This is a genomic window from Steroidobacter sp. (assembly GCF_036402275.1).
Lineage (GTDB): Bacteria > Pseudomonadota > Gammaproteobacteria > Steroidobacterales > Steroidobacteraceae > Steroidobacter.
Map to the genome: position 1 here is coordinate 242800 of NZ_DASWTF010000053.1, position 23639 is coordinate 266438.

Sequence of the window (23639 nt, forward strand, 5' to 3'; positions counted from 1 at the left end):
ATTGGCGCCGTGGTAATCTCGAAATAAATCTGTCCCCTCTTCTGGAGACTGCATGACAGTTCGACTCTCGCCGCACCTTGCTGGCATTCGCTGTTTCGCCTGTGAGACTGAGCACGATCCGCGTCAGTTGCTGACTGTCTGTCGCGCGTGCGGCCTGCCGTTGCGGGTCGACTATGACCTGTCTTCGGTGAAACTGTCGTTGCAGGATCTGCGAGGCCGCGCGCCGAGTCTGTGGCGTTATCGCGAAGTCTTGCCGCTACTTCCGGGAGACGAAGTGTCTCTGGTCGAAGGCTTCACCCCACTGCTGCAAGTCGAAGCAAATGTTTGGGTAAAGGACGAGGCACGCAATCCGACGGGTTCGTTCAAAGCGCGCGGCATGGCGCTCGCCGTTTCCATGGCCAAGCATTTGGGTGCGAAGGCGCTGGCTGCGCCGTCTGCCGGCAACGCGGCCGGAGCCCTCGCCGCTTACGGCGCGCGAGCCGGCCTGCCCGTGACGGTGGCGATGCCTGACGACACGCCCAAAGCGTTCTTCGACGAATGTGAGCTCTACGGCGCGACCATTCATCGCGTCGCCGGCACGATCGCCGATGCCGGCAAGTTCCTACGCGAGCACGGCCCGAAAGATGCGTTCGATGTTTCCACGCTGCGCGAGCCGTACCGCATCGAAGGCAAGAAGACCATGGCGTTCGAACTGGTCGAGCAATTCGACGGCGAGATCCCGGATGTCGTGATCTATCCGACGGGCGGCGGGACCGGGCTGGTCGGCATGTGGAAGGCGTTCGATGAAATGGAACGCCTCGGCTGGATTCCTCGCGGCCGACGACCGCGATTCGTCTCCGTGCAGTCCGCGGGTTGCGCTCCGGTCGCCAAGGCATTTTTCGAAGGCAAGGAGCGCACCGAAGCGTGGCCCAATCCGCACACTCACGCCTACGGCTTGCGAGTCCCGAGCCCCATCGGCGGTTTTATTTGCGTGCGAGTGTTACGCGAATCGAACGGCACGGCGGTGATGGTCACGGACGAGGAAGCCGATGCAGCCACGCGCCAACTCGCGAGCCGCACCGGCATCGATGTTTGCCCCGAGGGCGGCGCCGCCTGGTCGGCGTTGCAGACGTTGCGCGCCTCGGGGGTGGTTCGCGATCAAGACCGTGTCGTTGTGTTCAACACCGGCACGGGCTTGAAGTACCGCTAGCCCGCTTTCAGCTTCTGCACGATTTCCAGGGACTTGTTGACGTTCTCGACGGGATTGAGGCCGCCGACCGTGGCGGCGATCTTCCCGTCGGGCGTCACGATGAAAGTGGTGCGCTCGGCGAAGCCATGGTCGATGTCCTTGCCGCGCGAGTCCTTCTGGCCCGCCCTCGCTTCTTTCACCGTCAAATCGAAAGACCGCGCGATCTTGCCGTCGGCATCCGAGGCCGTTGGGAACTTGCCGGCGCAAAACTCCGGATCGGCGGAGAACTCGTTGAGCCGTTCGATGCTGTCCAGCGAAACGCCGATGATGGAAGCGCCGGCCGCGGCAAACTTGTCTTTGTTGACGGCGAACGTGCGCGCTTGAACGTTGCAACCCCCGGTGTAGGCCGAAGGGTAGAAGTACACCACCACCGGTCCCTTCTTGAGCGCTTCCTTCAGCGAAAACGTAAAGGGCTTGCCGCCCAGCGATGCCTGCGCGCTGAAGTCCGGGGCCGTCGCTCCCTCCTTCAATGCCGCGGCGGCCGGCAACGCCGTGCCCAACGCCAGCAGACCCGTCAAGAGCAACCCCTTCAAACTCGTGTTCATGGCGACTCCCGGAATAAGGTGCGGCCCATCGTATCCAATCCCACGAGGGTCAATCCAGCGCCTTGAAGCGAATCGCCGTACCGCCGCCCGGCGCGAGCCAGAGCGTCAGACGGTCCTGGGCAGTCACTGCTTGCGTGGTGATTTCATAAGCCACGGGGCGGACGCGATAGTCCGCATCCTTGGCGTCACGATAGATCTGCGCTTCGTAGCGCGTTCCCGGCGCGAGAAAGTCCAGTGCGACCGGCAGCGATCGCGCTTCCTCATCCGTCACCGCACCCAGATACCAATCCGCATGATTCCGCTGCTGACGGGCGACCACCACATAATCACCGATGCGAGAGCCCGGGGTGCGCGACTGCTCCCAATCCGTCGGCACGTCGCGAATGAACTGGAACGCATCGAGATGGCGAGCGTAGTTCTCCGGTAAGTCGGCGGCCATGTGCAGGGGACTGTAGATGACGACGTACAGCGCCAGCTGATTGGCCAGCGTCGACTGCACACGCTTCGTGACCTCCGTCTTGCCGCCTTCGGTGATATCGAAGATGCCGGGCGTGAAGTCCATGGGTCCCGCGAGCAGACGCGTGAACGGCAGAATCGTCACGTGCTCCGGCGGATTCGTGGGATCGCCCCAAGCATTGAACTCCTGCCCGCGCGCGCCTTCGCGGGTCATGAGGTTCGGATAGGTCCGTCGCAGGCCGGTGTCCTTCACCGGTTCATGCACGTCGATGGCGATGCGATGTCTGGCTGCGGCCTCGACTACGCGCTGATGATGGCGAACCATGTACTGACCTGCGAACCACTCGTTGTGTTTCTTGCTGTCAGGCGTCGTGCGCTCGATGGCGCCGTTGGGCTTCACATAGCCGGTCTTCACCGCGCTGACACCGAGCTTCTGGTATTGCGCGAAGCCCGCCTCCATTTGTGACTCGTAGTTCGCGACCGCCCCTGCCGTTTCGTTGTGTCCGATGAGCTTCACGCCTTTGCTCGCGGAGTACTGCGCGACTCCGGCGAGATCGAAATCCGGATATGGCTGAGTGAAACTGAAACCGCTGCCGTTGGCGACCCAGTCGCCATCCCAGCCAGTGTTCCATCCTTCCACGAGCACGCCATCGAAGCCGTGCTGGGCGGCGAAGTCGATGTAGCGCCTGGCATTCGCGGTGGTCGCGCCATGCTGGGGTCCGCTGGCCCACGTGGCGCGGTTCAAATGCATCTCCCACCAGACACCCACGTACTTGCCCGGCCGCGCATAGGAAACATCGCCCAGCCGGTTCGGTTCGTTGAGATTCAGCAGTAGCCTGGAATCGGCAAGCCCGGCCGGTGTGTCAGCCACGAGAACCGTACGCCACGGCGTCTGAAATGGGCCCGTACGGCGCACCTTCACTCCATCGGACCACGGCATGAGATCGGCTTTGAGCGTTCCGTCGCCGGTACGCTCGATCACCATGCTCGAGTAATCGACCAAAGCTGCCTCATGGATGGATAGATACACGCCGACGGATTCGAGCGTCAGCGGCGTTTCGGCCTTGGTGACAGCATCGAGCTTGGTACGCTTGTATAGATACTCGTCCCGCTCCTTCCGATAAGCCTCGAACCACCAGGCGTCGTAGTCACCCACCGGCCGAAACTCGGTCAGCTCGTCCACGATACTCACCGCCTGGTTGACGGGAATATCATGAAAGTCGTAACGAAAACCGAATCCATCGTCGAACGCGCGAATGACCAGGTCGAATCCCTTGGAGTCGGGTGTATCGCCAACGAACGACACCCGCAGCTCGTTGTGCCGGTCTCGAATGATTCGCTGCTCGCCCCAAGGCTGCTCCCACGTCGAATCGGCCGCTCGCCGACTTGCGGAATCTGACATTGAGACCTGCGCCGCCTTCTCGCCCTCGAAGCGCAGCCCCAGCGCCCCACTTTGCAATAGAACTTTGCCGTGACGGAACACCTCGTAAAACGCCCGGCCGTTCTCGGTGAACGTACACACACGCAGCACTTCCTCGGGTGAGTCGACGCACTCCTGCGGCGCCTCGTTCGATTGCGCGCAAGCCGCCAGCGCCAGACAAGCCGTCACAACAAGCCAGGTCCGCATTGTTCGAAATCCTTCAGAACGTGGCGCGAAAGATCAGCGCGTAGCGCCGGTCATTGATGAAATTGGCTCGCGGCAGCAGCGTGCGTTCGTTGTCGAACTGCTGCTTGAGCACCGTTACTTCGTTGGCCAGATTCACGCCTTCGATGCCGAGCTTGACCGAGGGCGTGATGGAAAAGTACGCCGTCGCATCCAGCTGCCCGGTGTCGTCCTGATAGATGGGCAGCAACGTGATCACGTCGCGCGTCGTGAGCAAATATTGAGATCGCCAGTTGTACGCGAGCCGCACGGAAAACGGGCCGCGCTCGTACATGGCCACTACATTCGCATTGTGTTCGGACAAGCCTTCCAGCGGCACATTGTCGAAGGCGATGGCCCCGCCGCCGGGCGTCGGCAACGTGGTGTCGTAGTTCTTGGCGACCGCGCCCTCTTGGGTGATGTGCGTGTAATTCGCGAGCAGGCCGAAGCCGCTGAACAGGCCCGGCAGAAAATCATAGAACTGCTGATAGCTCAGCTCGTAACCCTGGATCCGGCCGTGGTCGCCGTTGACCACAGTAGAAATATCGACGGTACGCGTCACTCCCGCATTGGTGAAATCGCGCTCGACCACGCCATTGATGAAGAAGTTCTTCAGATCTTTGTAAAACGCCGTCGCAGTCACGGCGCCCGTCGGGGCGAAGTACCACTCCAGCGACAGGTCGAACTGATCCGACTCCATCGGCTTCAGGAACGGATTGCCGGCCCGCGCCGAAAATCCACTGCCCGATCCGTCCAGCTGACCGAAGACAATCCGTACATAGTTTCGTAGCAGTCCAAGCTCGGGCCGGCTGATGGCTCGCGAAGCGCCGAAGCGCAACAACATCGATGGCGTGAGATCGACCTTGAGGTTCAGGCTGGGCAGCAAATCGTCGTAGTCGCTGACCGCATTGCGCGCGACCACGGTCCCGTCACCAAAAGCCAGATCCTCGTCCGACAGCACACAGTGGGGATCCAACGGGGTCCCCGTGGCTCCATCGCTGCAGTCGGCAGGCCGTCGCAGATCCGGAAAACTCTCGAAACCCTGCGCCTCGTCTCGCGTGCGAACCCAACGCACGCCCACGTTACCGCCCATTTTCATGCGGCCGAGCACGGGCCGGTCGCCGCCGAACTTCAGCATGGCGTACAGCGCGGTGGTCTGCTCATCCGTCGTGTGCAGCTCGTCAGGACGGAAATTTCCGATCGCTCCGTCACGTTGATCGACGGGCCGCCAGTCCATCCCTCTGGCATTACTCCGCCAGCTCTCGGCGATCTCGCGCAGCGGCGCTTTCGCGCCTTGATAATCGGCGACCAGACCGCCGCCCGGATAAATGAACACGCCCTGTCCCGGCACGGCGCCTCGAAAGAAATTATCGAACGCATACACTTCAGTGTGGTTCTGCAAGGCCTGATCGAACCACACGGCCGGCGGCGGATCTTCAGCCCAAACTTCGCTCAGCACGCCCCAGTTGTACTGCGCGTAGCGCGTGTTCTGTTCGCGCGTCGCATAGCGAGCGCCGATGCGCAGCGAGTCCAGAAATCGGGAGCCCAGATCCAGATCGAGGTCGAGGCGCGTCGCCAGCTCGTCGCCATCGCTGTCTTCGACGTGATCCTGCGCCGAGCGCCAGAACGTGCTCGCCGGATCGCTGGTGAACGAGGCAGGCAGATCGGGGCTGGGCGGCAACATGACGACGCGCACGGCGTCCCCACGCAGATCGATTTTGGTGTTGGCCCAGGCAGCCCCGAACACTCCCCAATCGAGATTCCGCACCTTCGACGTCGCGTACTGCGCGTCGAAGGTGAGCGAAAAGCGCTCGCTCGGCGCGAAGCGAAAGCTGAAGGTCACATCGTCGATGGTGTTATTGAGCCAGTTGACCCGATTGTCGATGTGATGTTGCGCGCCATACTCGTAGGGCATGGCCAAGGTTCTGGGATCGCCGCCCCGCCAGTCCGTGTGCGCAGTGAGCGTGCCGCGGGTAAACACGCCGGCGTCGTTGTATTCGAACTCCGTGCCGGATACTGGAAAGATCGACGTCGACAGGTGGTCGGCGTCGAATTCCACGGCATGCTCGTTCCAGATCTGCGTCGCCTCCGATCGTATGTACTGCGCGGTCGCTATCATCTTGCGATCGCTGTTCGCCCATTGCGCGGCCAGCGTGACGCCCTCGCGCTCACGCTCGTGCTCATTGCGACGAATCGCCCCACCTCGCGGCACCAAAACCGTCCGACCGGCAACGAGATCGTCACGCGCGAAGAACGGCTCGACTTGCATGCCGTCCGTGCGGGCACGCAGGAGTGAGTACGCATAGTTGAACAGCACCCCGAACTCGCCCCACTGCGTGTCGAAGCGATCGCTGTACAGCCCCGAGTAGCTCGGCGTCCAATGCTCCGCGATATCTCCGTAGCTGCCGTCAGCCGAGATCGAGAAGATTCGCTGCGTGGTGTCGAACGGCAGCCGCGTGCGCAGGTTCACCAAACCGCCGATGCCGCCTTCGATCTGATCCGCCGACTGGTTCTTATAGACATCCACGCCGGCCAGCAGCTCCGGCGACACATCCTGAAAGCTCAGCCCGCGGTGGCTATTGGCAGTGAATACATCGCGACCGTTGAACTCGCCCCGGACCTGTGTGAGGCCACGCACCGACAGCCCCGAGCCTTCGATGGAAAAATGATCGGGATCGGTGCGCGCCGTGAAGCGATCGATGGCCACGCCCGGCACCCGCTGCAACGCCTCAGTGACACTGCGGTCCGGCAGCGCATTGATGTCGCTCGCGGCCACCGAGTCGACGAACGTGTCGGAGCCGCGTTTGCTTTGCTGGGCAACTGCGAGGCTGACCCGCATGCCGGTGACGATCACCTCTTCGAGCGGGTTGACCGCGCTGGTCGGCGGCGCCACTCGCCGGCGCACCACCAGCGCACCCGTTGCATCTTTCACGACCTCGAGCTGCGTGCCGGCGATCAGCGCGTTCGCCGCTTCCTCGGCCGTCATGTTGGCGCTCAGCGCTGGCGCCTGCAGTCCCTGAACGGCGTCGGGAGAAAACAGAATGTTGGTATTGGTCTGGCGGGACAATTCGCGCAGCGCTGCGTCCACCGATTGTGCCTCGATGTGCACGGTGGCGATCACTGCCTGCGCCAGCGAGCCATCCGCAGCGACCAGCGCGGCCACGGCGACCGTGCATGGCAGACCGGCGCGAATGGCGCGACCCCTTTTCGACATGCTCCCCCTGCGGAACGGGCCGCTTATGAATGCGACCTCAGCTCAATGACGAACACGCAGCAACTTTTCCTCAGCCCATGTCCGGTGGAGAAGCTGAACCGGCAGCCTGCGCGGCGCGCAAGGTCACGCGATCTTTCTCAACATCCACCGTCACCGGTAGCAATACCGACAGCGACACCGCGAACGCCTCCGGGTCGCCGACGCTGTAATTTCCCGAGATGCGCAGCTGACCGATCTGCGGATCGAGGATCACGATGGGCCGCCGCGAGTAACGATTCATTTCCGCGACGGCTTCGGCCAGCGAGTCCTCGAAGAAGGCCAGTCGTCCATCGCGCCAGGCAATGGCGCGCGAAATCTCCGGCCGTTCTTCCCGTACGATCTTGTCCGCCGCGAATACCAATCGCTGGCCCGGCGCCAGGAGGCGTGGCTGTGTGTCGTTGCCACCTTCGTCTTCGGGAGTAATCGACACGGGGCCATCCTCGAGCAATACCGCGACCACGACACCATCCAGGCTCACATCGAAGTGCGAGCGCGCCGCCGTCAGCGACTGAGCCCCGGCTATCACTTCGAAAGGTCGCGATGGATCATGCGCCACATCGAAGTGAGCGCGCCCGCGCTTGAGCCGTACACGTCGACGGTCTTCGTTCATCGACACGCGAATTTCTGTATCGGTATCGAGCTGCACGCGCGTGCCATCCTCCAGCACGACTTTGCGTTGCTCGCCCACGTCCGTCGCGTACGTCGAACCCGAGCGCAGATACACCACGAGACCTGCGACCGAGGCCGCTGCGAGACCGACGCCGGTTCGGAGGAAATGTCGACGACTGACGTTGGTGGCCGGCCGCGCTTCGAGCATGCTCCGATCGGCGGCGCCCGCCATATCGAACACGGAATTGGTCAGCTCGAACGCTTCACGATGCAGCGGACTCTCGGCCAACCAGGCACGAAAACCTTGCTCGTCCTCCGCGGTCCGCTCCTCCGAGCGCAGGCGAGCCAGCCATGCAGCTGCCTCGGCGCGCGCCGTCATCACTTCCTGCTTGCCGGGCGGATGCGTCATTCGCCTTCCACCCAGTTCACCAGGAACAGGCTCGCCTTGGCGATGTGCTTCTCGACCGCGCTGACCGTGATTCCGAGCTGCGAGGCGATCTCGCGATACTTCAAGCCGTCGAGCCGATGTAACAGAAAAATCTCCCGCGTCCTGGGCCCCAGCGACTCCAGCGCAGCCAGCACCTTCTGAAGACGTTCTCGTGCCGCCAAAACCTCAGGATGCAGCGGCTGGCCGTCGGAAACTTGCAGAAAGCCGTCCACATCGAGCGCAGTTTCGCGCCGCACGCGCGTGCGGCGCTGCTCGTCCACCGCAATGTTGGCCGCCGTCCGCACCAGAAAGGCAGCCGGATTGTCGACGGCGTCGCGACCGCTGTATTCGGCCAGGCGCACGAACGCCGAGTGCAACAAGTCTTCGGCACTCTCGTTCCCTCGAACCGCGCGCCTCACGGCGCGCAGTATTCCTTGCCAACCTTCCCGGGTCTTGGGCAGCTCTGCCATCCGCCAATCGTCTCAATATTTGAACCGAAAGCCCAGCTGATACCGTCGATCGCTCCTGATCCACGCCGAGTCACGCTTCACCGCCGCCGCGCCTGGCGTCAGCGCCGAATCGCCGAACAGCTGCTGCTGATTGACCGTGGTGGTATTGAGCAGATTGGATGCGTCCAGCGACACCTCGAAGTTGTTGCCGACCTGATATCGCAACGAGCCGTCGAGGTAACCGCTCGCCTTCTGCCACATCGGCAGGCCGATGCAACAGTCGAGATTGTTGGTCAGGAACTCCGAGCGCCAGCTATATGCGAGACGCGCACCGATCGGGCCATACTCATACAACGCGACGACGTTGTAGGAGTCATCCGAGATGCCCGCCAAGCGATGCGAATCGATGACTGCGCCGTTGACCTGCAGACCGCCGCCGAACCCAATGGTGCCGCCCGCGGCATAACCGGGTTGCACGGCCAGGTTGGAGTTGTTGATGCCAGATTGCTTCACGTGCGTGTAATTGAGCTGCGCGCCCAAACCGGCCCACGGCCCTGGCAAAAAGTCGAAGAACGTCTGGAACGCCACTTCGACGCCCTTCAACGTGCCGCCACCCTTGCCATTGCGAGGACCGCGCACCGTCACCGTCTGTACGGCGCCGTTGTTCTCGAACTCACGTTCGAACTCGCCATACGCGATGCTGCCGTTCAACTTCTTGTAGAACACACCCAGCGTGAACGAGCTGCTCTTGCCCCAGTAGTTCTCATAGGACAGATCGAAGTTGTCCGAAGTGATGGGCTCGAGCGCGCCGAAGCCCGAATCGGCGTTGAACACGAAGTTGTACCCGGTCACCTCGCCCGCGGCGTTCCTTATCAGGTAAGGCGAGTCGATCGACTCGTCGATCACAGGCGCCTGGATGCCTACGAAATTACGCAGCAGGCCGAAGTCCGGACGCGACATGGCTCGCGATGCGCCGAATCGCACGAACTGATGGTCGCCTATGCCAAAGCGGACGTTGAAGCTCGGCAACCAGTTGTCATAGGTCTTTTCCAGATCGTTATCCGCGCCGCCGCCGTTGCTGAAGGCCAGCAGGTCGGGCGTCAGCCAGCACGAAGCCCGCGTGACTTGATTCGGCCCGAGCGGCGCGCCGCAGGGCACGGCTGACGCGGCCTGATACCAGGTCGCCACGGGGAAAGACACACCGCCGTTGCTCGTCACATCGGTCGTGACATAGCGAACGCCCACATTGCCGCGAACGTTCATGCCGAACAGGCTCGTGTCCGAGCCACCGAACCGCAACATGAAATACGCGGCCTCGCTCACCTCGTTCACATCCAGCATCTCTGGCGAAATGAAACATCCGTCGACGTTGGTCGCCCGCTGACACAGCGGCGTCCAGGCGAGGGGCGAATTGGTGGTCCCGCCGCTCAAGGCCTCGATGTGCCGATCGCGATCGCGCAGCGTGGCTCGATTCAGATAAACCATGGGACCGTTGGGAAAAACACTGCCGTCGTAGAAATCTCCCAGGCTGGTCGATTCCCAGATACCCGAACCGTATCCCTGGAATACCCGTCCACCACACGCGTCCGGATACGCGGCCGAACCGGTGTTATCGGCATTGAAGCCCGGCCCGTTGCAGCTCCATGGCTGCACCACCGGCGACCAGTTGTACGTCGAATATCGAACCTCCTGCTCGCGATCGGCATGCCGCACGCCGACTTTCAACGAATCGAGCCAGCCGCTGTCGGCGATGTCGTATTCGAAGTCCACGCGAAACGCCATCTCCTCCGCGTCGTTGTCCTCGTAATGGTCCTGGATGAAAGGCACCCAGTAGTTGTGCGGGTTGGCCAGGAAGCCGTCGGCGTAGTTGATGTTCGAACCGGGCTGCAGCTCGATGCGTGGCGTGCCGTCGCTGTTCACGGAGTACGCGGCGTTGGCCATGGTGCGGCTCGACACGAGGATGTCGTAGTTGTTGGTCTTGGCCTTCACATACTGCGCATCGAAGTTCGAGCGCCACTTGTCGCTGATCTGCCATTGCAGGTTCAGAGACAGATCGCGCGTGCCTTCGGAGTGATCGAAATTGCGCGCCTCGTTACCGACGTTGATGCCCTGTCGATCCGACGTGCAGCCGCCGTCGCCGCAGGCTTCGACGAACGGACGACCCGGCACGGCCGAGCCGATGAGCATGTTGGCGGCGTCGGTCGCCCCACTCCAGTCGGTGCCCGCCGGATGCGTTATCACACCCGACTCCAGCATGCCGTCCGCGCCGAAGCGGAACGCCGGCGTGCCGGTCGCGGGGGCCAGAAACGCCGAGGTCTGGGGCGAGTAAGCAGGCGCTGCCCACATACCGAAGAAAGAAACGTTCGAGCTGCGCTCGAGCCACGCATTGTCGTACTGCGAGTCCATGAACTGCAGCGTGACCAGCACGTCCTGGTCGTTGCTTTCGAACTGCAGCGCCGCTGACGCGCCGTTGCGCTCTCGGTCGTACTCGACCTGCGAGAAGTTCACCTGATTGGGAATGTACTGCCAGCCCGTGCCGCCATACGGCGTTGATGTACACGGGATATGGCCATTCTCATCGATGATGATGTTGCCGCTGGCATCCGTGTTGCCGCCATTACAGAAGGCGCCGATCCGCTGCATGATGACGCCTTCGGTCTGGGTCTTCACGTGGGAGTAAGCCGCGTTGATCATCGCGCCGAAGCGGCCCACGTCGGTCTGCCATACGTTGCTGTAGATGCCAGACCCTTCATACGTGGTGTCCTCGACACGGTCACCGTAGTTGGCGCGGCCCGTGAGTGACATCACCTGTCCTTCGGAGTCGAACGGCAGGCGCGTGCGCAGATTGACAGTGCCGGCGATGCCGCCTTCGATCATTTCGGCCGTCTGATTCTTGTAGGCATCGACACCGGCCATCAGCTCCGGCGAGATGTCGTTGAAGTTCAGACCGCGATAGCCGTCGGCCGAGAAACTGTCGCGACCGTTGAACTCGGTGCGCACGAACGTCAAGCCGCGGATCAACGCAGCCGCGGGCTCCGCTGAAAAGTGCGTGCTGTCGTCGCTGGACTGTAAGCGCGACACGGTGATGCCGGGCACTCGTTGCAACGCCTCGGCGACGGATTTATCGGGAAACGCGCCGATATCGGTGGCGGTGATCGAATCGACGAATGTGTCCGCGTCGCGCTTGATCTGCTGCGAGGTCTCCAGAGATTGGCGTACGCCAACCACTACCACTTCCTCGACATTCTGAGCGCTGGCGACATTCACCCACGCCGGACCGATCATGCCGGCCGCGGCGAGACCCATGCCACTGCGAACGATGGCCCTGCGCAAAATCAGGCTGCGGCGCGCAGCCGCACTGACGTGCTCCATGTGCTTCCCCCTGTGTGAGCATGACTTCAGTTTTGGACGCCGGGCCCAGCGTTCCTAGTCATGACGAACTCACCCAGGGTTTTCCTCAGCTCCCTCCTCGAGTCTTGAATGGACGACGGGGTTCCGGCTTGCAGACCGAAGTGTCCAGCTTCGCCGCCGAGCCCGCGCTCACAAACTTTTGGTAAATGTCGCCGATGCACGGACGCCACTCGGTGTGGCCACGATTCGTGAGCACGACTTCCGCACGGTTCGCAAATCCCTTGGCGGCATGCTCCGTGAACCATAGCGGGCTGGCGGGATCGGTGTCGCCCGATACGAACAATGCAGGCACCGTCGATCGAACCGGGTTGCGATAACCCGCCGGCAACGAACCTTTCGGCCATTTCGAGCAAGCGGCCTGTTGCTGGCGGATGCGGTACTCGCCCAGATACGTTCCTTGCGTGGCCGGAGCTATGTCGTCTTCGCGAATGAACGGCACGTCCTCATTGCAGCCAATCGAGAAGAACAGTCCGAAGCTGATTGCAGTCGAAGCGCCTCTCGCATTCTCCAGAATATTTTCGACCATGGGGCGATAGTCGCCTTCGAACATTTGATGGATGACGAGGGGAACGCTGTCCGCACCCTCCTCCCGGTACATCATCGAACGCAGCCGCTCGGCGACGCGGCCGCGATGGAGCCGCACCTGCTCTGCCTGCCCCGGAACCGTGACTTTCACGTCTTGAGTTTCGAGCCGTCGCAAAACTTCCGTGAGTTCGTTGCGCACGTCCGGGAACGCCGCGCGACATTCGGGTTGCGCTTCGCAGTCTTTGAGCACGCGATCCATGGCGGTCTGGGCCGCCTTGCTCATCGGGAGCGGGATGGCTACATCGATGGGAACCATGCTGTGGAAAAAGACCGTTCGCACGCTGTCCGGATACGTTCTGATCATCAACTGCGCGGGACGCGTGCCGTACGAGCCCGCTGACAGATTCATCGGGCCGTAGCCGAGTTGCTTACGAATGTGCTCGAGGTCGCGCACAAAGTGCGTGTAGCTGTACTGCGTGAGATCGGCGATCTTGCTCAACTCGTGAGCGCAGCGTTCGATGGGAGCCAAGGGAAAGACGTCGCGAAACAGGACGTTCATATCCACGCCCGCATAGATATCGCACGTCAATCGATGCGACTTGCCAGTGCCACGCTGATCTATAAACACCAGATCGCGATCGCGCCGCGCCGCTGCATACCATTCCGCGAACACAGTCGCCGCGCTGATGGCGTCCTCCGCCGGCCCACCCATCAATATGACAATGGGATCAGGTAGCGCCCGCCCTTCCGTGGCGGGAAGAACCGCCACCGCTATTCCGAGCCGCCGTCCGCCGGGCAGTTCCCAATTTTCAGGCACCTCGATAACGCCGCATTTCGCGGGCCCTGCAACGTCGGGCAACCGACAAGGCGAAAGCACCTCGGCCTGCGCCAGAGATCCACCACACGCTCCCAGCAAAGCGAGCAACGAGGCAACTCGAACCCAGCGGCGTCGTTCAACCATGGCGGAGCCCATTCCCTTGACGACGAAGCGGCTGACTCTAGCGCCACACGCCTTGGAAGGTCCACCAAGAACTCAAAACGAGGGCTCCGTCCCGATCGGAACGGAGCCCTGCCGTTCAATTTGAAGTTGCTGCGCGTATCCACCGGGATGCCGCGGATGGTGAGATTGTTATAGACGACCGGGCCGTTGGAATTGCTGGACACGCCGGCCGTGTTACGCAAGGCGTCGATCATGTCCACGGCCTGCTGCGACTTCAGCAGCTGCGAGGTCACCGTTGATAGTCAGCGGCACGTCGAGCTTTCGCAAGAGGTCTGTTCACGATCAGCATGTCGAGTCTCCCCACTGATCATCCGCTGTGAAATACAGTGCAGAGTCAATCTGTCACCGACCTGTCACATGCAGTTTCCGCAGAGGGGTTGGCGGCGCCGGCCGCTCAGTTCTGTTTCAAAGCGGCGCGCCAGTCTTTCAGAAACCGCAGCCGTTTGATCTGATCGAGATTGGCCAGCAGTTCCGGTCCCACCCGGATGGCCCGCATGCTCGGGCTATCGATATGAGTGCCTTCCGGCGCTTCGACATCGCTGCGAACTGGCGTCATGTGTTTTCTGGACAGCAGCGTCTGGCCGCGTTTGGACAGCAAGTAGTCCAGGAACAATTTGGCGGAAGCGGGATGGCGCGCATCGGCGGGAATCAAGGCGATGCGCGAGGCCACCAGCGTGTAGTCGCTAGGCAATATCACGCCGATCGACGGATCGCGCGCTTCCCGCTCCAGCGCGTACGGACCGATCATGTTGTAAGCGAGTAGATGTTCTCCGGAGGACACACGTTCGAGCATCGCACCCGACGACGAATACAGCTGCACGCGAGCACGCCCCATCGCGCGCACCAGACGCCAGGTATCACGTGTCACCTGAAGATCTTGCGTGATGTATAGAAAGCCGGCGCCCGAGCGCTCGGGATTCATCATGGCGATCTTGCCGACGTACGCGGGATTGTTGGCGAGCAAGCGTTCGAGATCGGCGCGAGTGCGCGGCACGTCTTCGGCGGGCATCAACCGTTTGTTATAAACCATCACCACCGGCTCGGCGGTGATGCCATAAGCTTCGTTCTTCCAGATGGCCCACGACGGCAGGTTGGGCTTCTCGGGCGATGCGTAGGCTTGCGCATAACCGTCGTTGACCAGCTTGATCTGCAAGTCCATCGCCGAGCTCCACAGCAGATCCGCGGTGCCCTCCTTCGCCGCCACTTCGGCGATGAAGCGGCTGTAGAGCTCGGTGGAATTGATGTCCAAGTATTCGACGCGGATCTGGGGATACAACGAGCGGAAATCCTGCAGCAGCTGAGCCACTTCACGCGCGTCGGTGGTCGAATAGATGCTGAGCCGCCCTTCCTTGTTGGCCTCCTCCACTCGGTTCGCATAAGAGCGCGGATAACTGGACGGCACGGCGGCCGATGTCGTCGACAGCGCTGGCGCGAACAATAGCAACGCCACAGCCAGCAGGCGCGCCAGCCGTGTCATGAATTCTCTGAATGGATCCGCTGAGGTCCTTACCACGCAGCTCCTCCCCCTTGGCTGTACACGTTAGGCATTGATACTGTCGCTAACCTTTCACGAAACCCGATCGACATTCTGGGGGCAATCGCTTGGCTCGCATCCTTCTGGTCGAGGACGATCCTGCGCTGCGACGCGGCCTGCTGGCAACGCTGCGCGCGGCCGGCTATGCCGTGGACGAAGCCAGCGACGGCACGTCCGGCGTCGAGATCGCGCGCAAGGAACCGTATGCGCTGATCATCCTGGATGTCGGGCTGCCCGACATCTCGGGGTTCGAAGTGCTCAAGCGGCTGCGCCAGCGCGGCGTCAAGACGCCCATTCTGATCCTGACCGCCCGCGACACCGTGCAGGATCGGGTCACCGGCCTGGATCTCGGCGCGGACGATTATCTGCTCAAACCGTTCGAGCCCAGCGAGCTGGAAGCGCGCATTCGCGCCCTGCTCAGGCGTTCGCAAGGGGATCCGTCGCCGGTGGTGACCATCGGCAACCTGGTCATCGATTACTCGCTCGGCACCGCCACGGTGAACGGCCGCTCGCTCGACTTGCGCCGGCGCGAATGGGCGGTGTTGGAGCGACTGGTAGCGCGTCCCGGCAAGCTCGTGTCGAAGGAACGGTTGACCAGCGAGGTGTTCGGCTTCGACGATCCGGTCGCCCCCAACGCCATCGAAGTCTATGTGGCCCGGCTGCGTAAAAAGCTCGAGCCTGACGGACCTCACATCCGCACCCTGCGCGGTCTCGGCTACATGCTCGATCCTTCCTGAGTCGCGATCATGGCAGTCGTCGGCATCACCGCGCCGTTGTCGCTCACCGGCCGGCTGTTTCGCGGCCTGGTCGGGCCGATGATTGGACTCGCCCTGGTGCTGGGCGCCGGCGGCGCCTGGGCCATTCACAGCATCGTTGAAGCGGTCAACGATCGCCTGCTCGGCGCCTCCGCGCGCGCCGTCGCCGAAACCCTCGAAGTTCAGGATGGCGCGATCACGCTGGACCTGCCGCCCTGGGCGCTCGGCATGCTCGAGAACACTTCGCGCGACAACATTTACTACAACGTTTACGAAGGCAATCGGCTCATTACCGGCTACCCGCATCTGCCGCCGCCCGATCCCAAAGAGTTCAACACGCGCGAGACTCATTTCCGCTACGGCGAATATCGCGGGCAGCGCGTGCGCATCGCCGCCGAAGCTCGTCGGTTGCCACGCACGGAGCATCTCGTCGTCGTCCAGGTCGCCGAAACATTGGAAGCGCGCTGGGCCCTGTCGACGCGAATGCTCCTTCAGCTGGTCATTCTCGAAGTCGCGCTGATCGCGCTGGCGTCGTTTCTGATTCCCATCGGCGTGCGCTGGGGCATGGCGCCGTTGACTCATCTTCGGCGCGGCATGGATGCGCGGAGCGCCTCGGACTTCACACCGCTGCCGCTGGAAGATGTGCCGCGCGAACTGCGCGATCTCGTGAACGCGTTCAACGACCTGCTCGCACGACTCGACAGCGCGGTCGAAGGCATGCGCCGTTTCACGGCGGATGCCTCGCACCAGATGCGCACGCCGCTTTCTATCCTGCGCACTCACATCGGCGTGCTGAAGACGCAGATGCAAGAGCGTGCGCGATCCGAATCGATCGCCGACATCGAAGCGGCCACCGATCGGCTGCAACGCTTGCTGATACAGCTGCTCACGCTCGCTCGAGCCGAGGGCGCGGAGCCTTCGGGTCTCACGTTGACTGACATCGATGTCGAAGCAACCGCACGCAGCGTGGCCGAGGAATATGCGCCACAGGCCTTGCGTGCCGGTGTGGAGCTGCACCTGGCCGTCGAAGGACGTGAGCCGTTCGTGGCCAAGGGCGACAAGGTGTTGCTCACCGAACTGCTCTCGAATCTCGTGGACAACGCCGTGCGTTACAACGGGCACAACGGCAATGTGATCGTTCGCGTGGTCGGCGAGGAGAATCGCGTCGTCGTCGAGGTGGAAGACGATGGGCCCGGCATTCCGGAGGACGAGCGCGACAAGGTATTCACCCGCTTCTACCGCTTGAACCGCGATCAGAGCCGCCCCGGCAGCGGGCTCGGCTTGTCCATCGTGCAAGTGTTGACTCAGATTCTCGACACGCGCATCGAACTGCTCAGCGGCCAGAACAATCAGGGCCTGCGTGTGCGAGTCATTTTCCAGCGCCCGGACGCCGCCGCGGCCTGATCTGACGACAGCTTGTTGACAGCATTCCGCACCTACTTTGCGCATAGCAAGAGGTGTTGAATGAGCCCCCTGACTGCAGACCTGGTCGACGCGCACGCCGAAATCCTTCGCGGCTGTCATGCGCAGTTTCATTCCTACGGCGGGCGCGCCCGCTTCCATGGTCCGGTACGGACGATCCGCTGCTTCGAGGACAACGTCCTCGTCAAGCAAACACTTTCCACGCCGGGCAACGGCGCGGTGCTCGTCGTCGATGGGGGCGCGTCGCTGCGCTGTTGTCTGCTCGGTGACTATCTCGCGGAGCTCGGCAGAAAGAACGGTTGGGTCGGCATGATCGTCTGGGGCGCGGTGCGCGACACCGTCGCGCTCGGCAATCTCGACTTCGGCCTCAAGGCGCTCGGAACCAGCCCGTTTCGCCCCCGCAAGACCGGCGCGGGCGTGGTCGATGCACCCGTGGAATTCGGGGACGCGACGTTCCGTCCTGGCGACTGGGTGTACGCAGATGAAGACGGCATCGTCCTCGCCGATCGCAGTCTGTCGTAAGAGGTCTCATAACGATGCATGCCGTTTCGATCGCGATCCCGCGCGCTCTGCTCATTGCCCTGCTCTCGCTCGTCGCGCTGAGCGTGACTTCCCGCGCTAGCGCGGACAGCGCCAGTGGCGGCCCGTTGAGCCTGCTGATTTCCTATCGCAACACTCCCGCCGACCGTCCGGCCTTTCGCGCCTATTTGCTGGCTGAAGGCCGCGCGCAGTTGGCGAAGTTACAACGCGACGGCGTGATCAAGGACTACCAGATCCTGTTCAATCCGTTTGCGAACAGCGGCACCTGGGACGCCATGACGGTCGTCAACTTCGCGAAGTACGGCGATACACAGCGCTGGATGACGCTGGAACAGACGACCCCGGGTGGGCTCACCGCCGCCGGTCTGAAACTCGTTCAGAGCATCGATACGTATTCCGCCGATCTGAGCTGGACTGCTGTCGCCGAGAATGCAGGCAAGGAAACGGACAGCATCTACTACGTCATTCCCTACGAGTTCGGCTCGGCCGGCGAGTATGCGAAGTACGTCGAAGGCTACGTGCTGCCGCAGGTCAAAGGCTGGATGCGCGAAGGCGTGCTCAGCGGCTATCGCATCTTCATGAACCGCTATCCGGTCGGCCGTCCCTGGGATGCGCTGTTCATCTACCAGTACCGCGATCTCGAGAACTTCGGCCAGCGTGCCGACACCGTCGAAAAGGTTCGCAAGACGCTGGAGAACGATCCGGTGTGGAAGCAGTACCACGCCATCAAGCAGACCTTGCGCTCGGAGACCGAGAACACCATTGCGGTCTCGTTGGGACAGCACTGAGCTCACGCTATGTCCGACGCGGTTCCTGTTTCGCTGGGCAGCGAGTCCTATCGAATTGCCGACCTGCGCGGGTTTGCAGGCGCCGAGCTAGACAGGCTGCCGTGGGTGTTGCGTGTATTGCTGGAGAACGTGCTGCGCCGAGGCTCCACTCAGTCGGCGAGGGCCATTTTGGGCTGGCTCGCGCAGGGCACGAGCAACGCTGAGATCGCGTTTCATCCCGGTCGGCTGCTGATGCACGACACGACGTGCGTACCCGCGCTCGTCGACATCGCCGCCCTCCGCTCCACCTTGGCCGAAGCCGGACACGATCCTGCGCAGTTGAATCCGGTGTTGCCGGTCGATGTGTCGGTCGATCATTCGATTGCGGTCGATTACTACGCAACGCCCGATGCGCTCCAACGCAACATGCAGCGGGAGATCGAACGCAATGCCGAGCGCTATCGCCTGATGAAGTGGGCGACTCGCGCGCTGCGAGGCGTGAAGGTTCATCCGCCGGGCACGGGCATCATGCATACGGTGAACCTGGAGCGTCTCGCGACGGTTGTCACCAGTGAAGTGCGTGATGGCGCTGAGTGGGCTGTGCCGGATACGTTGATCGGCACGGACAGTCACACGCCCATGATCAATGGCATCGGCGTGCTCGCGTGGGGCGTCGGCGGCCTTGAAGCCGAAAGCGTGATGTTTGGAATGCCGGTGATGCTTCGCATTCCCGAGGTCGTCGGCGTGCGCCTCACCGGCGCGCTGCCTGAGGGCACGCTCGCGACTGATCTCGCTTTGCTCGTGACCGAGCGATTGCGTCGTCTGCGGCTGGCTGGGAAGTTCGTCGAGTTCCATGGGCCTGGTGTGTCGACGTTGTCTGGCGGCGAACGCGCCGTGATTGCGAATATGGCGCCGGAGTATGGAGCGTCCACGGGGTTCTTTCCTATCGATCAGCGAACGATCGATTATTTGCTCGCGACCGGTCGCTCGCGTGAGCACACGCAGTTCGTCGAGAGTTATGCGCGGCAGCAAGCGTTGTGGTTCGACCCTGAGTCTGCGCCTCGGTACACGGAAACGTTGGAGATCGATCTCAGCACCGTTCAAGTCTCCCTCGCCGGCCCTCGTCGGCCACAAGACCGGCTATCGCCCCACGACGCGCCCGCCACGCTCGCTCAATTGCTTCGCGACCGCGAACACTCCCCTGCTTCGGCACAGTCGCCTGCAGATGGAGCGGTCGCCATCGCGGCGATCACGAGCTGCACCAATACTTCCGACGCGCGGCTCACCATCGCGGCGGGGCTACTTGCCAAGAAGGCGCGCGCGCTTGGCTTGAAGCCGGCGGCGTGGGTCAAGACATCGTTTGCTCCGGGCTCGCCCACCGCTGAACGTTACTTGCGCCGGGCCGGATTGCTGGAAGACATGGAAGCGCTCGGCTTCGGCATCGTGGGCTTCGGCTGCACGACGTGCATCGGCAACTCCGGCCCGCTCAGCGAACCCATGCAGGAAGCCGTGACCCGCGGCGTGCTACCCGTCGCCGTGCTCTCCGGCAATCGAAACTTCCCCGGCCGCGTTCATCCACAGATCGACGCGAACTTCCTCGCCTCTCCGCCGCTGGTCATCGCTTACGCGCTCGCGGGCGATATCAATCGCGACATCCTCGAAGATTCGATTGGAAACGCATCCAACGGCCGGCCCGTATACCTGCGCGACCTGTGGCCGACTGGCGCGGAGATCGACGCAGCCTACGCAGCCGCGCTTGATCCGGCCGATGTGAGCAAGTCTTATGAGCGTGCCGAACAGAACGAAATCTGGCGCGCCCTCGACGCGCCTGCGACGCCGCTGTTTCCCTGGGACGAAAAGTCCACCTACATCAGGCGCCCCCCGTTCGCCGCCCAAGCAAAGTCCTCCGCGCTCGGCCAATACCGCGCTCGCCCGCTGCTCGTGCTCGGCGACGACATCACGACGGACCACATCTCCCCCGCGGGACAAGTTCCTGCGAAGAGCGATGCTGCTGCATACCTCATCGCCCGTGGCGAGAACCCGAAGGACTTGAACGTCTTCGCCTCGAGACGCGGCAACTGGGAAGCCATGCTCCGCGGCCTGTACACGAATCGCACGGTCCGCAATTTGCTCGATCCTTCTCTACCACCTGGCACGACTCGCCACGCCGGTAGCAATGAAGTGCTCTCACTGTGGCAAGCAGCCGCTCGCTATCAAGCAGAGAACGTTCCTGTGGTCGTGGTGGCCGGCGAACGCTACGGCACCGGCTCGTCACGCGATTGGGCGGCGAAAGGACTTTGGTTGTTGGGCGTGCGCGCCGTGCTCGCTCTGAGCTTCGAGCGCATCCACCGCTCCAATCTCATCGGCATGGGAATACTGCCGCTACTCCTCCCGCCTCAACATTCACCCGCCGAGCTCTCACTGTCCATCGAAGACGCACTCGAAATCAAAGCCCCACCGGCGCAACTCGTCCCCGGCGGCGGGGTGTCCGTATCTATTCGTCGCGGCGACGGCACTCAAACAACCTTCATCACCCGCGCAGCGGTCGAAACCGCCCTCGAAATCGAACTGCTCCGCTCAGGCGGCATCCTGCCCTACATCCTCGAACGAACCTTGCGCACGCGCTTGCGTTGTTGAGGGTGCCTTTTGATGCGCGGCGTCCTGCCTAGAACAGTGAGGCGTCGATGTCACGGGCGCCGTGCAGCACGCGTGTGAGCTCGATGCCACCGAGCTCTGGCCGATAGAACAAGATGTAGCTACCCACTGGGACGCTGCGCAGACCCTCGTGGATTTCGGGGCGAGCGCGGCCGAGTTCGGGATTAGAAGCAAGCAAAGCGCTTTTTGCCACGAGTTTGTCGAGAAGCGCATCGGCGGCCAGAATATTGTCAGCCGCGATGTAGAGCCAGATTTCCTCTAAGTCCTCCTCGGCGAGGGCGGTTTTTCGGACGCGGGGCAAATTCTTCTCACCGTGGTCGAGGTGGTTTTCCAAGACGCGCGCGGCCGCGCCGCTTGATCTCCTCGGCATCGAGTGTGCCGGCGTCGCCGCTCGCGATACCGGCCTGAATATCTGCTCGCAACTGGTCGAGCTTCATCTTGTTGAAGCGGTCTTTTTCTTCCATCAGGCGCAATGCCTCTCGCACAACTTCGCTTGCCGAGGAATATAGACCGGTCGCCACCTTGTCGCGGACCATGGCTTCGAGCTCAGGCGTGAGATTGACGTTCAAGGTCATGTGGGCAGCCCTCCTGGGAATGCTCCCCTCTATATGGCTACTGTCCATTATTGTCAATGATGGACAATGGCCGGCAGCCTGGCAGGACGCAGTCAGTAAACTCTGACCCCGCAAGTAACGCCAATTTTCTCCGGCGGGTGCAGCGGTGTCGGGAGGACATACCTGACCCTGCGCTGCCCAGCCACCAACGCCTTCTTGGATTTGGATTTATTGCTGAGAGGCCGGCGACACGTGCTCGTCGTCAATGGTACGCGTCTGACCCGTCTCAATAATCGTGCGAGTAGCGTCGATAGACGCGTAGATCCACAGTATCCGCATGCCCTCTGTTTGCGAAGCGTTCCTGAAGTAATGAGGAATGTTCGCCGGCAGAAACGTCGTGTCGTCAGGGCCGAGCTGTTGTTCGACGCCGTCGATGACGACGATGGCGCGGCCCGACAGCACCACGACACTTTCCTCGACATTGTGACTGTGCATGGGCACAGCGGCGCCGGGCTCGAAAATGGTGATGCCGTTGATGATGCTGGTGGAGCCAACCTTGCGGGTCACGAGCGGAATCGTTTGGACGCCGCCGCCGCGCGACCTTGGCGCAATCTCCGCGGGTCGTAACACGGCGGGCTTGGCAGCGCGTTCGCGGCCGGTACTCCCCTGGCTCATCGGTGGTTCCTCACAGTTCGCTAATGGCAGCGCAGACGGCCGCGGTGTATTCAGTCGTGCTCAGCGTGCCGCCGATGTCTCGCGTGCGAGTGCGTGGACTCTCCAGAACCCGGTCGATCGCAGCGGCGATCTGCTCGCCAGCGGCGATCAAAGATTGATGCCCATCGCGGCGGCCGCGCCAGTCGAGCAGCATGCCAGCGGACAGGATCAACGACGTCGGATTCGCGATGTTTCGCCCCGCAATATCCGGCGCCGAACCGTGCTGCGCTTGAGCGACGCAGATCTCATCGCCCGCATTGATGGAGCCAGCCAACCCCAGGCTGCCAGACAGCTCCGCCGCCTCATCCGACAAGATGTCACCGAACATGTTGGTGGTGACGATCACATCGAACCGCTCGGGCGAGCGAATCAGCAGCGCGGCCGTGGCGTCGACGATCAGCTCTTCCAACTCCACATCCGGATACTCCTGCGCCACCTTGCGCACTTCGCGCAGGAACAAGCCGTCCGAAAGCTTCAACACGTTCGCCTTGTGGACCGCAGTCACTTTCTTCCGGCGGCCACGCGCAATCTCGAACGCAGCTCGCGCCACTCGCGACGAAGCGCGCGCCGTGATCTTGCGAACGGACAGCGCCATGTTTTCATCGGGCATGAACTCACCGCTGCCCGCGTGCATGTTGCGATCGGAATAAAATCCTTCCGTGTTCTCGCGCACGATGATCACATCCATCGGCTTGGGCAGCACGCTCACGCCCGGACGCGAACGGCTCGGGCGAATGTTGGCGTACAGATCGAACACCACGCGCAGCTCGGCCGACTGATTGATGCCGCCCTGCTGCCGGCTCGGATATTCGTAATGCGACACCGGCCCGAGGATGACGCCGTCCACTTCGGGGATACGCTTCATCACCGCCGGCGGCAGCGTGGTTCCTTCCGACTTGAGCGTCGCGAGGCCGATGTCCCGCACGTCGATATCGAGGCGCAGCGAAAGCTTCTTGTCCAGTACCGCGAGCACGTCGAGCGTTGCGTGAGTGATCTCGGGGCCGATGCCATCGCCAGGAAGGATGAGGATCTTCATGTGCTCAGAAAAGGGTTGCGCCGTTGTTCACTATGAGCGGTCAAGCTGTCATGGACCTGTCGTCAGAGGCGCCACCGAAAGGCTAGGCGCACAGCGTGACAATCGCTTACATTCGCC

Annotated in this window: 19 protein-coding genes; 6 read left to right on the forward strand and 13 right to left on the reverse strand. The window is 62.4% G+C overall.

Translation table 11 applies throughout. From position 1 onward, the window contains the following. Positions 1-52 precede the first annotated feature (52 nt). A complete protein-coding gene (locus VGD45_RS32865) occupies positions 53-1189 on the forward strand; it encodes a threonine synthase (protein WP_331159650.1) in 1137 nt (378 codons plus the stop codon). Here VGD45_RS32865 and VGD45_RS32870 read toward each other — a convergent pair. From VGD45_RS32870 to VGD45_RS32905, 9 genes are all read right to left on the reverse strand, one after another. Then, entirely contained in the window at positions 1186-1773 is a 588-nt protein-coding gene (locus VGD45_RS32870; protein WP_331159651.1) for a peroxiredoxin, read from the reverse strand. The two genes, VGD45_RS32865 and VGD45_RS32870, sit on opposite strands and share 4 nt — an antisense overlap. 49 nt (positions 1774-1822) lie before the next feature. Continuing rightward, positions 1823-3856: a glycoside hydrolase family 97 protein gene (locus tag VGD45_RS32875; RefSeq protein WP_331159652.1), complete on the reverse strand. Its 2034-nt coding sequence runs from the start codon at positions 3854-3856 to the stop codon at positions 1823-1825. Positions 3857-3869: 13 nt separating this feature from the next. Then, positions 3870-7085: a TonB-dependent receptor gene (locus VGD45_RS32880; RefSeq protein ID WP_331159653.1), complete on the reverse strand. Its 3216-nt coding sequence runs from the start codon at positions 7083-7085 to the stop codon at positions 3870-3872. A 70-nt stretch (positions 7086-7155) separates the two neighbouring features. Continuing rightward, positions 7156-8142 carry a FecR family protein gene (locus VGD45_RS32885; RefSeq protein WP_331159654.1) on the reverse strand — a complete coding sequence of 329 codons (987 nt, stop codon included), beginning with the start codon at positions 8140-8142 and terminating at the stop codon, positions 7156-7158. Continuing rightward, complete coding sequence (locus tag VGD45_RS32890) at positions 8139-8630, reverse strand: RNA polymerase sigma factor (RefSeq protein ID WP_331159655.1); 492 nt, start codon at positions 8628-8630, stop codon at positions 8139-8141. The genes VGD45_RS32885 and VGD45_RS32890 overlap by 4 nt, the downstream gene beginning before the upstream one ends. Before the next feature lie 12 nt (positions 8631-8642). Further along, positions 8643-11981 (reverse strand): TonB-dependent receptor, encoded by a 3339-nt coding sequence (locus VGD45_RS32895; RefSeq protein ID WP_331159656.1) that lies wholly within the window; start codon positions 11979-11981, stop codon positions 8643-8645. A gap of 85 nt (positions 11982-12066) precedes the next feature. Then, positions 12067-13314: an alpha/beta fold hydrolase gene (locus VGD45_RS32900; protein ID WP_331159657.1), complete on the reverse strand. Its 1248-nt coding sequence runs from the start codon at positions 13312-13314 to the stop codon at positions 12067-12069. A 2-nt stretch (positions 13315-13316) separates the two neighbouring features. Next, positions 13317-13778 carry a TonB-dependent receptor plug domain-containing protein gene (locus VGD45_RS34475; RefSeq protein WP_414717619.1) on the reverse strand — a complete coding sequence of 154 codons (462 nt, stop codon included), beginning with the start codon at positions 13776-13778 and terminating at the stop codon, positions 13317-13319. A 161-nt stretch (positions 13779-13939) separates the two neighbouring features. Further along, positions 13940-15022, reverse strand: coding sequence for an ABC transporter substrate-binding protein (locus VGD45_RS32905; RefSeq protein WP_331159658.1), 1083 nt, complete (start codon positions 15020-15022; stop codon positions 13940-13942). Positions 15023-15147: 125 nt separating this feature from the next. On the opposite strand from VGD45_RS32905, the gene VGD45_RS32910 reads away from it, so the two are divergent. The 5 genes from VGD45_RS32910 to acnA are packed head-to-tail and all read left to right on the forward strand — an operon-like array spanning position 15148 to position 21200. After that, positions 15148-15816, forward strand: a complete 669-nt coding sequence (locus VGD45_RS32910) for a response regulator transcription factor (RefSeq protein WP_331159659.1) — start codon at positions 15148-15150, stop codon at positions 15814-15816. 9 nt (positions 15817-15825) lie between these two features. Then, positions 15826-17238: a sensor histidine kinase gene (locus VGD45_RS32915; RefSeq protein WP_331159660.1), complete on the forward strand. Its 1413-nt coding sequence runs from the start codon at positions 15826-15828 to the stop codon at positions 17236-17238. A gap of 60 nt (positions 17239-17298) precedes the next feature. Then, positions 17299-17778: a ribonuclease E activity regulator RraA gene (gene rraA / locus VGD45_RS32920; protein ID WP_331159661.1), complete on the forward strand. Its 480-nt coding sequence runs from the start codon at positions 17299-17301 to the stop codon at positions 17776-17778. Between the two features lie 14 nt (positions 17779-17792). Next, entirely contained in the window at positions 17793-18584 is a 792-nt protein-coding gene (locus VGD45_RS32925) for a hypothetical protein (RefSeq protein WP_331159662.1), read from the forward strand. Between the two features lie 9 nt (positions 18585-18593). Next, a complete protein-coding gene (gene acnA, locus VGD45_RS32930) occupies positions 18594-21200 on the forward strand; it encodes an aconitate hydratase AcnA (RefSeq protein ID WP_331159663.1) in 2607 nt (868 codons plus the stop codon). A gap of 28 nt (positions 21201-21228) precedes the next feature. Here the strand turns inward: acnA and VGD45_RS32935 are convergent, their stop codons facing one another. The 4 genes from VGD45_RS32935 to VGD45_RS32950 form a co-directional block, all read right to left on the reverse strand. Then, complete coding sequence (locus VGD45_RS32935) at positions 21229-21552, reverse strand: type II toxin-antitoxin system RelE/ParE family toxin (protein ID WP_331159664.1); 324 nt, start codon at positions 21550-21552, stop codon at positions 21229-21231. Next, a complete protein-coding gene (locus VGD45_RS32940) occupies positions 21527-21793 on the reverse strand; it encodes a type II toxin-antitoxin system ParD family antitoxin (protein WP_331159665.1) in 267 nt (88 codons plus the stop codon). The genes VGD45_RS32935 and VGD45_RS32940 overlap by 26 nt, the downstream gene beginning before the upstream one ends. Before the next feature lie 207 nt (positions 21794-22000). Next, positions 22001-22447: a cupin domain-containing protein gene (locus tag VGD45_RS32945; protein WP_331159666.1), complete on the reverse strand. Its 447-nt coding sequence runs from the start codon at positions 22445-22447 to the stop codon at positions 22001-22003. 10 nt (positions 22448-22457) lie between these two features. Further along, positions 22458-23522 (reverse strand): isocitrate/isopropylmalate dehydrogenase family protein, encoded by a 1065-nt coding sequence (locus VGD45_RS32950; protein ID WP_331159667.1) that lies wholly within the window; start codon positions 23520-23522, stop codon positions 22458-22460. Between the last annotated feature and the right edge of the window lie 117 nt (positions 23523-23639).

Coding starts and splice junctions, on each gene's coding strand:
- VGD45_RS32865 (WP_331159650.1), top strand. CDS start 53: ATGACAGTTCGACTCTCGCCGCACCTTGCTGGCATTCGCTGTTTCGCC.
- VGD45_RS32870 (WP_331159651.1), bottom strand. CDS start 1,773: ATGAACACGAGTTTGAAGGGGTTGCTCTTGACGGGTCTGCTGGCGTTG.
- VGD45_RS32875 (WP_331159652.1), bottom strand. CDS start 3,856: ATGCGGACCTGGCTTGTTGTGACGGCTTGTCTGGCGCTGGCGGCTTGC.
- VGD45_RS32880 (WP_331159653.1), bottom strand. CDS start 7,085: ATGTCGAAAAGGGGTCGCGCCATTCGCGCCGGTCTGCCATGCACGGTC.
- VGD45_RS32885 (WP_331159654.1), bottom strand. CDS start 8,142: ATGACGCATCCGCCCGGCAAGCAGGAAGTGATGACGGCGCGCGCCGAG.
- VGD45_RS32890 (WP_331159655.1), bottom strand. CDS start 8,630: ATGGCAGAGCTGCCCAAGACCCGGGAAGGTTGGCAAGGAATACTGCGC.
- VGD45_RS32895 (WP_331159656.1), bottom strand. CDS start 11,981: ATGGAGCACGTCAGTGCGGCTGCGCGCCGCAGCCTGATTTTGCGCAGG.
- VGD45_RS32905 (WP_331159658.1), bottom strand. CDS start 15,022: ATGACACGGCTGGCGCGCCTGCTGGCTGTGGCGTTGCTATTGTTCGCG.
- VGD45_RS32915 (WP_331159660.1), top strand. CDS start 15,826: ATGGCAGTCGTCGGCATCACCGCGCCGTTGTCGCTCACCGGCCGGCTG.
- rraA (WP_331159661.1), top strand. CDS start 17,299: ATGAGCCCCCTGACTGCAGACCTGGTCGACGCGCACGCCGAAATCCTT.
- VGD45_RS32925 (WP_331159662.1), top strand. CDS start 17,793: ATGCATGCCGTTTCGATCGCGATCCCGCGCGCTCTGCTCATTGCCCTG.
- acnA (WP_331159663.1), top strand. CDS start 18,594: ATGTCCGACGCGGTTCCTGTTTCGCTGGGCAGCGAGTCCTATCGAATT.
- VGD45_RS32940 (WP_331159665.1), bottom strand. CDS start 21,793: ATGACCTTGAACGTCAATCTCACGCCTGAGCTCGAAGCCATGGTCCGC.
- VGD45_RS32945 (WP_331159666.1), bottom strand. CDS start 22,447: ATGAGCCAGGGGAGTACCGGCCGCGAACGCGCTGCCAAGCCCGCCGTG.
- VGD45_RS32950 (WP_331159667.1), bottom strand. CDS start 23,522: ATGAAGATCCTCATCCTTCCTGGCGATGGCATCGGCCCCGAGATCACT.